This is a genomic window from Streptomyces sp. URMC 123 (genome assembly GCF_051386515.1).
GTDB lineage: Bacteria > Actinomycetota > Actinomycetes > Streptomycetales > Streptomycetaceae > Streptomyces.
In genome coordinates this window covers 1-9,620 of sequence record NZ_JBPQTV010000248.1, presented here as the reverse complement: position 1 = coordinate 9,620, position 9,620 = coordinate 1, and the positions used below count along the sequence as shown (strand labels likewise).

Here is a 9,620-nt window from a genome sequence, read left to right as displayed (position 1 = left end):
GCCTCAGCGGCCTCGGCGACCGGCGCGGCAGCCACAGCCGGCTCCACGACCTCGGCGGCCTCCACGGCACCCTTCGGCGTACCCGCGGGGGCAGTGGCCTTGCGGGTGGCCCTGCGGCGCGCCCGCGGCGCGGGCTCCGCCTCGGCGGCCGGGGCCGCCTGCGGCTCCGGTGCGGCGGCCGGCTCCTCGCCGGCCCGCGCGGACGCCTCGGCGCCACCCGCCGCGGCGGTGGGCGGTCCCGCGGGGCGGGACGCCGCACGCCGGCGGCGGCGCGGCGGCAGGGTGTCGCTGGGGGTGTTGTCGTTCTCTGAGCTGCCCTGGGCGACGCCTTCCAGCGCCGCCTCCTTGGGCTCCATCGGCTCGAGCATGCGGGCGGTTCTCCCGTCACGCTCCCGGGCGCCGCACCTGGGTCCGGATCACACGGCCCGCACGCTGTGCGCGGTACCGCCGTCCGGGGCGCGGGCGCCGCACGGGAGCTGTCGTCTCACTCGCCGGGTCCGCGCCGCTTGTGGCGTGGCACCGGCGAAAGTCTTCTGGTCAGTGCGCTTGCCGGACCCGGGTGGCTCCCAAGTGCTCAGGCTGCGCGTCGACGGCCGTCCCGGTCAGGCCGAACCTTCCGGAGCCGACGCGGCGGTCAGTCCGGAGGCCGCTGTGGGAGCGGCCGGAACTGCCTCGCGGTCGGGCGCGAGCGGGTCGGTCACCGTGCCGGACTCCTCATCGAGCAGCCCCTGCGCCAGCCTGGTCACCGCAGCGGGGACCGGCGGCGCCAGGTCGGCCGTGGCGCGGAGACCGGACAGGACGTCGTCGGGTCGTACAGCGGGTGTGGCGTGCCGTACAACCAGCCGCAGTATCGCACAGGCGCCGTCCCCCGGCCTATCAGCCGGTGCCGCGAGCACCTCGAGACGGGCCACGGCGGCCCGGGTGTCGAAGGTGCGCAACCCGTTTTTGGTGCGCCGCTCGACCTCGACGGTCTCCGCCGCGAGGAACGCCGCGACGGCGCTCTCGGCCTCGTCGACCGTCACGCCCTCCAGCCGCAGGTCCCAGACGGAGGCCTGGAGGCGGTCGGCGAGCCCGGAGGTGTGGGCCTCCACCGCGTCGATGATGTCGAGCCCGGCGGGCAGGGAGTCGTCGAGCAGCTCCCGCAGCGCGTCGGGGTCGCGCCGCTCGGTGAGGGCGATCTCCAGATACTCGGCCTCGCTGCCCGTGCCGGTGGGGGCGGCATTGGCGTAGGAGACCTTGGGGTGCGGCGTGAAGCCCGCGGAGTACGCCATCGGCACCTCGGCGCGGCGCAGGGCCCGCTCGAAGGCGCGCTGGAAGTCGCGGTGGCTGGTGAACCGGAGGCGGCCGCGCTTGGTGTAGCGCAGACGAATGCGCTGCACCGCGGGTGCGGGCGGCGGGCCTTCGGGCTGTCGCTTGCCCAGTGTTCTGTCCTTCGTGAGTCGGTCTGTCTCCCGTCAAGCGTACGCGGACCTGCGGCGTCACCGTTCGGTGCGGACCGACCGGGCCCTGCCGGGCCCGCCCGGCGGACGATCACACGGGACAGGCCCGCCCATACGGGACGGCATGGGCGGGCCTGCGACAAAGCGGTTGAAACCGGCCTCCGGCCCTGGTGGGCCGTGGACCGTCGGGCGCTACTTGACCACGGAGAGCGGCAGCAGCTTCTTGCCCGTGGGGCCGATCTGAATGTGGGTGTCCATCTGAGGACACACGCCACAGTCGAAGCACGGCGTCCAGCGGCAGTCCTCGACCTCGGTCTCGTCGAGGGCGTCCTGCCAGTCCTCCCAGAGCCAGTCCTTGTCCAGGCCCGAGTCCAGGTGGTCCCAGGGCAGGACCTCCTCGTAGGTGCGCTCGCGGGTGGTGTACCAGTCCACGTCGACGCCGAACTCCGGCAGCGTCTTCTCCGCGCAGGCCATCCAGCGGTCGTAGGAGAAGTGCTCGCGCCAGCCGTCGAAGCGGCCGCCGTCCTCGTAGACCGCGCGGATCACCGCGCCCACGCGGCGGTCGCCGCGCGAGAGCAGGCCCTCGACGATGCCCGGCTTGCCGTCGTGGTAGCGGAAGCCGATGGAGCGGCCGTACTTCTTGTCGCCGCGGATCTTGTCGCGCAGCTTCTCCAGCCGGGCGTCGGTGGCCTCGGCCGAGAGCTGCGGCGCCCACTGGAAGGGGGTGTGCGGCTTGGGCACGAACCCGCCGATGGACACCGTGCAGCGGATGTCGTTCTTGCCCGACACCTCGCGGCCCTTGGCGATGACCTTGGTGGCCATGTCCGCGATCTGGAGGACGTCCTCGTCGGTCTCGGTGGGCAGGCCGCACATGAAGTACAGCTTCACCTGGCGCCAGCCGTTGCCGTACGCCGTGGCGACCGTGCGGATCAGGTCCTCCTCCGAGACCATCTTGTTGATGACCTTGCGCATGCGCTCGGAGCCGCCCTCGGGGGCGAAGGTGAGGCCGGAGCGGCGGCCGTTGCGGGTCAGCTCGTTCGCCAGGTCGACGTTGAACGCGTCGACGCGGGTGGACGGCAGGGAGAGGCCGATCTTGTCCTCTTCGTAGCGGTCCGCGAGACCCTTGGCGATGTCACCGATCTCCGAGTGGTCCGCGGAGGACAGCGACAACAGGCCGACCTCCTCGAAGCCGGTCGCCTTCAGCCCCTTGTCCACCATCTCGCCGATGCCGGTGATGCTTCGCTCCCGCACGGGGCGCGTGATCATGCCGGCCTGGCAGAAGCGGCAGCCGCGGGTGCAGCCGCGGAAGATCTCCACGGACATCCGCTCGTGGACGGTCTCGGCGAGCGGGACGAGCGGCTGCTTGGGGTACGGCCACTCGTCGAGGTCCATGACGGTGTGCTTGGACACGCGCCACGGCACGCCGGAGCGGTTCGGCACGACCCGGCCGATGCGGCCGTCCGGCAGGTACTCCACGTCGTAGAAGGCCGGCACGTACACGCCGCCGGTCCTCGCGAGGCGGAAGAGGAGCTCCTCGCGGCCGCCGGGGCGGCCCTCCGCCTTCCAGGCGCGGACGATGTCGGTGATCTCCAGCACGGCCTGCTCGCCGTCGCCGATGACCGCGCAGTCGATGAAGTCCGCGATCGGCTCCGGGTTGAAGGCGGCGTGCCCGCCCGCCAGCACGATCGGGTCGTCCAGGCCGCGGTCCTTCGACTCCAGCGGGATGCCCGCGAGGTCGAGCGCGGCGAGCATGTTGGTGTAGCCCAGCTCGGTGGAGAAGCTCAGGCCGAACACGTCGAACGCCTTGACCGGCCGGTGGCTGTCCACCGTGAACTGCGGCACGCCGTGCTCGCGCATCAGCGCTTCGAGGTCCGGCCAGACGCTGTACGTGCGCTCGGCGAGGACGCCCTCGCGCTCGTTGAGGACCTCGTACAGGATCATGACGCCCTGGTTGGGCAGCCCGACCTCGTACGCGTCCGGGTACATGAGCGCCCAGCGGACGTCGCACGCGTCCCACGGTTTGACCGTGGAGTTCAGCTCACCGCCGACGTACTGGATCGGCTTCTGCACATGCGGCAGCAGAGCCTCGAGCTGTGGGAAGACCGACTCGGCAGACATCTGGGATACCTTCGTGGGCTGACAGGGGGAGCGACTCTCAAGCGTAACCCGATGGAGCGTCCCTTCCGGCACGGCGATCGAACCGGCCACGCGGCACCGAGCGTCCAACGATCGGCCGCCCGTACGGTCACGCGTACGGTCACGCGCCCAGCTTCCGCGGCCGGGCCGCCTTCACCGCCTTCCGCCACACCGCCGGCAGCTCCCGCTCCCGCTCCGCCGCCCGGGCCTCCTCCTGGCCGTGCAGGAGGCCCCAGGTGAACGCGGTCTCGCCCGCCCCATGGGCCTTGATCGCCAGGTCCCGCAGGGTCCCGCGGGCGACGACGGCGTCCTGGTGGTCGCCGAGGACCTGCTGGACGGCCTTCACGCGCCGGGCGAAGCGCTTCGCCGGCTTGCCCAGCGCGGGCCGGGCGGCCTCCGCGGCGTACCGGGCGCGCTTGGCGGCCTTGCGGGCCTCGTGCAGGGCGCGGTCCCGCTCCGGGCCGGGCGGCAGCGCCAGCGCGCGCTCGACGCGGGCGGCCAGCCGCTCGTAGTCCTTGCGCACCGCCCTGAGCAGTACGGCGGCGGCGGGCTGCTGGGCCGCGGGCCGCAGCGGCGGGTCGGCCAGCACCGCGTCGAGGGCGGTGAGGAGCGCGAGGTAGCGGTCGCTGTCGAGGGCGGCGAGCGTGCGCTCGCGGGCGCTCATGCGGCCCGCGGTGGCCCAGGCGCGCAGCCGCGCCCGTACGGGGCCCAGGAGCAGCGTGTCGGGCAGGGCGTCGACGCGGGCGGTGAGCCGCTCGGTGAGGACCTCGTGGTCGCGGTCGACGCCGAGTTCGCCGGCGAGCCATTTGAGCTCGGCGCGCAGGGGGTCGGTGGCCGCCCGGTCGAGGACCTTGCGGTGGGTGGCGAAGGCGCTGCGCAGCCGGCGGGTGGCGACGCGCATCCGGTGGACGGCGTCGGGCTGGTCGCGCCGTACGGCCGGGTCGAGCTCGATGACGGCCGCCACCTGGGCGCGGGCGTAGGCCAGGATCTCGTCGGCCGCGGTGGCGCCTGCCCGGCCCTTGCTCTTGCCCTTGGGCTTGGGCTTTGCCTTGGCCTTCCGTGCCTTCCGCGCCTTCTTCGGCTTCTCGGCCGTGGACCCGGCCGTGGGCGCGGCCCCCTCCCCCGGCTCCGTCTCCGCCAGCGCCCTGGCCAGCTTCGACGGCGCGTCCGAGCGGCGCAGCCCGTGGGCGAGGAGCAGCCGCTCCACCTCGTCCAGGACGGCCGGATTCCGCCCGGGGGCGAGCTCGACCTCGGCCTCCGTCCACAGCGCCTGCCGGACCTCTCCGGGGGCCAGGCGCTGGGCGGTGACCCGGTCGACGGCGGCCTCGGCGAGCGGCTCGCCCTCGGCGTCGAGGAGCTCGCGGACATCGCGCTCGGTGCGCAGCCGCACCACGGGCACCAGCTCGGCGCCGCGCGTGCGGGACCGTACGAGGGCGGTGAGCCGCTCGGGGACGGTGTCGGAGAGCGGGGCGTGGATCTCGTCCCGGGTGTCGGGCCCGACGGGCAGTTTGAGGTGCCAGCCCGCGTCGCCGCCGGTGCGCCGGCGCAGGGTGACGCCGGCCGCGGCCAGGCGCAGGTCGGCGGTGTCGTAATAGATCGCGTCGAGGGTGACGACGCCCCGGGCCTCGGCGCTCGCGACGCCGTGGGCGCCGGTCAGGTCCGGCAGTACGGCACCCTCCGGCGCCTCGTACTTCCGCTCGATCTCCCGTACGTGGTCCGCGTGGTCCGATACGAGTTCCGCCATGGTGTGAATCTATCCAGGTGGAGCCGCCCCAGTCAGCCCCTCCCGGGGCCGCGCTCCCTCACGCCGAGACCGGCCGCTGCATCCGGATGGACTGGAGCAGCCCGATGGCGATCCAGACCGCGAACATGGACGTGCCGCCGTAGGAGACGAAGGGCAGCGGCAGTCCGGCGACCGGCATGATGCCCAGGGTCATCCCGATGTTCTCGAAGGACTGGAACGCGAACCAGGCGATGATGCCGGCGGCCACGATCGTGCCGTAGAGCTCGGTGGTGTCCCGGGCGATCCGGCAGGCGCGCCACAGCACCACGCCCAGCAGCAGGATGATCAGCCCGGCGCCGAGGAAGCCGAGCTCCTCCCCCGCGACGGTGAAGACGAAGTCGGTCTGCTGTTCGGGGACGAACTGCCCGGTGGTCTGGGTGCCCTGGAAGAGCCCCTTGCCGAGCAGCCCGCCGGAGCCGATGGCGATGCGCGCCTGGTTGGTGTTGTAGCCGACGCCCGCCGGGTCGAGCTCGGGGTTGGCGAAGGCGGCGAACCGGTTGATCTGGTACTCGTCCAGCAGCCCGAGCTGCCAGACGGCGACGGCGCCGAGCGCGCCCGTGCCGATCAGTCCGAACACCCAGCGGTTGGAGGCGCCGGAGGCGAGCAGCACGCCGAGCACGATGACGACCATGACCATGACCGAGCCGAGGTCCGGCATCAGCATCACCACGGCCATGGGCAGCGCGGCGAGGCCGAGGGCCTGGACGACCGTGCGGTGGTCGGGGTGGAGCCGGTCGCCCGCGTCGACCTTCGCCGCGAGCAGCATCGCCATCCCGAGGATGATCGTGATCTTGGCGAATTCGGAGGGCTGGAGGGAGAAGCCGCCGCCGATGACGATCCAGGCGTGGGCGCCGTTGATGGTGGAGCCCAGCGGGGTGAGCACGGCGGCGGTGAGCAGCACCGACACCCCGTAGAGCACCGGCACCGCGCCGCGCAGGGTGCGGTGGCCGAGCCAGATGGTGCCGACCATCAGGGCGAGCCCGATGCCGGTGTTGAGGACGTGCCGGAAGAGGAAGTAGTAGGGGTCGCCGTGGTTGAGCTCGGTGCGGTTGCGGGTGGCGGACCAGACCAGCAGCGAGCCGAGGCCGGAGAGCAGCAGGGCGGAGCCGAGCAGTATCCAGTCGAGCCGGCGGGCCGGGGAGTCACGGGCCGTCAGTTTGCCCCAGGTGCCGCGCTCGGGGCTGAAGCGGCGGACGGTGTAGCCGTGGGTCGTGCTCATGGCGCCTCGTCAGTCCCTTCGCCCGGTGCCGAGGGCGAGCTCGGGTGAGCCGCCGGGGTCCGGCACGGGTGGGCCGCCGGGGTCCGCCTCGGGCGAGCCGCTGGGGTCGGGCGCGGACGAGCCGCTGGCGTCCGGCTCGGGCTCCTGGGGCGGCTCGATCTTGGGCGCCTTGATCGATCCGTCGGGCTGGATCGTGGGCAGGTTCGCTTCGGGCTTGGGCAGCAGCGCCTTCTTCTCGTCGATGCCGCCCTTGGCGTCGACGCCGTAGAGGGCGTTGTAGATGTTGCGCACGGCCGGGCCGGAGGCGCCGGAGCCGGTGCCGGCCTGGGAGATCGTCATCACGATGGTGTAGTCGTCGGTGTAGGTCGCGAGCCACGAGGTGGTCTGCTTGCCGTGGACCTGCGCGGTGCCGGTCTTGGCGCGCAGCGGGATCTTGTCCTGCGGCCAGCCGCCGAACCGCCAGGAGGCGGTGCCGCGGGTGACGACGTCGCGGAGGGCGGAGTCGAGCTGGCGGACGGTCTTGTCGTCCACCGGGAGCCGGCCGTTGGGCCGCGGCTCGACCATGTCCACCTTCTTGCCGTCGGGGCTGATGATGGCCTTGGCGACGCGCGGCGAGTAGAGGGTGCCGCCGTTGCTGATGGCGGAGTAGATGGCGGCCATCTGGATGGGGGTGACGAGGATGTCGCCCTGGCCGATGGCGTAGTTGACGCTGTCGCCGGCGCGCATCTTCATGCCCTCCAGGCAGTTCTCCCGGGAGAGCTGGGTGACGTAGTCGCGCTTCTCGGGCCAGGCCTCGGCGGCCTTGCACCAGCCGTCCTTGTTGGCCTCCCAGTACTGCTTCTTCCACTCGCGGTCGGGGATGCGGCCGCTGACCTCGTTGGGCAGGTCGATGCCGGTCTTCTTGCTGAGCCCGTAGCCCTTGGCGGTGGTGTAGAACCAGTCGTGGGGCTTGGCCACGGGGTTGTTGCCGCCGTCCTTCTGCCACTCCTTGTGGCCGAGGGCGTAGAAGACGGTGTTGCAGGAGACCTCCAGGGCCTTGCCGAGGCTGATCGACCCATGGCCCTGGGACTCGAAGTTCTTGAAGGTCTGGCTGCCGATGCTGTACGAGCTGGAGCAGTCGTAGTTGCCGTCGAAGGGGTAGCCGGCGCGGACGGCGGCGCTGGCGGAGACCACCTTGAAGATGGAGCCGGGCGCGGCCTGGCCCTGGATGGCGCGGTTGAGCAGCGGGTTGTTGGCGTCCTCGCCGGTGAGTTTGGCGTACTCCTCGCCGGAGATGCCGCCGACCCAGGCGTTGGGGTCGTAGGCGGGGTTGGACACCATGGAGACCACGCGGCCGGTCCTGGACTCCAGGACGACGACGGCGCCGGAGTCCGCCTCGTACGGCCGTCCGGTGATCTTGTCGACCTCCTTGCGGGCCGCCTTCATGGCCCGGTCCAGCTCCCGTTCCGCTATGGCCTGCACCCGGGCGTCGAGGCTGGTGACGACGGTCGAGCCGGGTTCGGCCTTGTCGCTCCTGGCCTGGCCGATGACGCGGCCGAGGTTGTCGACCTCGTAGCGGGTGACGCCGGCCTTGCCGCGCAGGTACTGGTCGTAGGAGCGCTCCAGCCCGGAGCGGCCGATCTGGTCGGAGCGCAGCAGCGGGGAGCGGCTGTCCTTGGCCTGCTTGATCTCCTCGTCGGTGACGGGGGAGAGATAGCCGAGGACCTGGGCGGCGTTGGCCTTGCCGGGCGCGGGGTAGCGGCGTACGGCGGTGGGCTCGGCGGTGATGCCGGGGAAGTCCTCGGCGCGCTCGCGGATCTGGAGGGCCTGCTGGGTGGTGGCCTCGTCGGTGATCGGGATGGGCTGGTAGGGCGAGCCGTTCCAGCAGGGCTGCTTGGTCCTGCTGTCGCAGAGCCGGACCTTGTCCATGACCTCCTGCGGCTTCATGCCGAGGACGCCGGCGAGCCGGGTGAGGACGGCCTTGCCGTCGTCCTTCATCTTCAGCAGGTCGGTGCGGCTGGCGGAGACGACGAGGCGGGTCTCGTTGTCGGCCAGCGGCACGCCGCGGGCGTCCAGGATGGAGCCGCGGACGGCGGGCTGGACGACCTGCTGGACGTGGTTGCTGGCGGCCTCGTCGGCGTACTCGTCGCCGTTGCGGATCTGGAGGTACCAGAGCCGGCCGCCGAGGGTGGCGAGGAGGGAGAAGACGAGGATCTGGAGGGCGACGAGGCGGATGGTGACCCGGGGCGTGCGCCCGGTCTCGGGGATGTTGCTCATCAGAGCCTGCGCACCCCCTTGATGCGGCCGGCCTTCGCCCGCGCGGACCGGCTGAGCAGGCCGGGCCGGGAGCCGCCCAGCCGGGGGCCGCGGCCGGAGCGGGTGCCCAGGCCGGTACGGGAGGTGGCGCCGGCGGAGAGCCAGCGGCCCGGCCCGTCGCCTCCGCCGCCGGCGCCGCTGCCGCCGGAGGACTCGGCCAGCGGGTCGTTGTCGGCGCGCCGGGCCAGCGTCATGATCAGCGGCACGGTGAAGGGCGCCAGCAGCAGGTCGTAGAGGGCCGCGGTGAGCAGCAGGTGGACCAGGCCCACCTGGCGGGCGGCGGTGTCGCCGACCAGGGCGCCCACGCCCGCGTACAGCAGGGTGGTGCCGATGGCGGCGGCGACCACGACGAGCAGCGGGCCGCTGGCGGACCTCAGCTTGCCGCTCTCGGGCTTGGCGAGGCCGGCGAGGTAGCCGATGACGCAGAGCACGAGGGCGTAGCGGCCGACGGCGTGGTCGGCGGGCGGGGCGAGGTCGGCCAGCAGGCCGGCGCCGAAGCCGACGAGGGCGCCGCCGGTGGGCCCGTACACCAGGGCGAGGCCCAGGACGGTGAGCAGCATCAGGTCGGGCACGGCGCCGGGCAGCTGCAGCCGGGCGAGCACGCTGACCTGGATGACCAGGGCGACGACGACGAGCGTCGCGGAGAGCAGCAGCCGGTTGAAGCGCATGCGATCAGCTCCTGGGGGTGCTCTCGGAGGGCCGGCCGGAGGGGGTGACCGTGACGGTCACGGTGGGGGCCGGCTGGGGC

Annotated in this window: 7 protein-coding genes; all 7 read right to left on the bottom strand. The window is 72.8% G+C overall.

The features are described from left to right. The coding region (locus ACSNOD_RS23530) for a hypothetical protein (protein ID WP_436769021.1) at nucleotides 1-368 on the bottom strand (368 nt) is incomplete at its 3' end. A gap of 234 nt (nucleotides 369-602) precedes the next feature. Continuing rightward, nucleotides 603-1,379 (bottom strand): TIGR03936 family radical SAM-associated protein, encoded by a 777-nt coding sequence (locus tag ACSNOD_RS23525; RefSeq protein ID WP_436769020.1) that lies wholly within the window; start codon nucleotides 1,377-1,379, stop codon nucleotides 603-605. A gap of 252 nt (nucleotides 1,380-1,631) precedes the next feature. Continuing rightward, complete coding sequence (locus ACSNOD_RS23520; protein WP_436769019.1) at nucleotides 1,632-3,557, bottom strand: TIGR03960 family B12-binding radical SAM protein; 1,926 nt, start codon at nucleotides 3,555-3,557, stop codon at nucleotides 1,632-1,634. Nucleotides 3,558-3,696: 139 nt separating this feature from the next. Further along, nucleotides 3,697-5,319, bottom strand: a complete 1,623-nt coding sequence (locus ACSNOD_RS23515; RefSeq protein WP_436769018.1) for a CHAD domain-containing protein — start codon at nucleotides 5,317-5,319, stop codon at nucleotides 3,697-3,699. Nucleotides 5,320-5,377: 58 nt separating this feature from the next. Further along, nucleotides 5,378-6,577 (bottom strand): rod shape-determining protein RodA, encoded by a 1,200-nt coding sequence (gene rodA / locus ACSNOD_RS23510; RefSeq protein WP_436769017.1) that lies wholly within the window; start codon nucleotides 6,575-6,577, stop codon nucleotides 5,378-5,380. Between the two features lie 9 nt (nucleotides 6,578-6,586). After that, nucleotides 6,587-8,833: a penicillin-binding protein 2 gene (gene mrdA, locus ACSNOD_RS23505; protein WP_436769016.1), complete on the bottom strand. Its 2,247-nt coding sequence runs from the start codon at nucleotides 8,831-8,833 to the stop codon at nucleotides 6,587-6,589. Further along, nucleotides 8,833-9,540, bottom strand: a complete 708-nt coding sequence (gene mreD / locus ACSNOD_RS23500; protein WP_436769015.1) for a rod shape-determining protein MreD — start codon at nucleotides 9,538-9,540, stop codon at nucleotides 8,833-8,835. Before mreD ends, mrdA begins: the two co-directional genes overlap by 1 nt. Nucleotides 9,541-9,620: the final 80 nt, after the last annotated feature.

What these genes read in the sequence shown, in the direction of transcription:
- ACSNOD_RS23515 (WP_436769018.1), bottom strand. Translation starts at nt 5,319, where the DNA reads ATGGCGGAACTCGTATCGGACCACGCGGACCACGTACGGGAGATCGAG.
- mrdA (WP_436769016.1), bottom strand. Translation starts at nt 8,833, where the DNA reads ATGAGCAACATCCCCGAGACCGGGCGCACGCCCCGGGTCACCATCCGC.
- mreD (WP_436769015.1), bottom strand. Translation starts at nt 9,540, where the DNA reads ATGCGCTTCAACCGGCTGCTGCTCTCCGCGACGCTCGTCGTCGTCGCC.
- ACSNOD_RS23520 (WP_436769019.1), bottom strand. Translation starts at nt 3,557, where the DNA reads ATGTCTGCCGAGTCGGTCTTCCCACAGCTCGAGGCTCTGCTGCCGCAT.
- rodA (WP_436769017.1), bottom strand. Translation starts at nt 6,577, where the DNA reads ATGAGCACGACCCACGGCTACACCGTCCGCCGCTTCAGCCCCGAGCGC.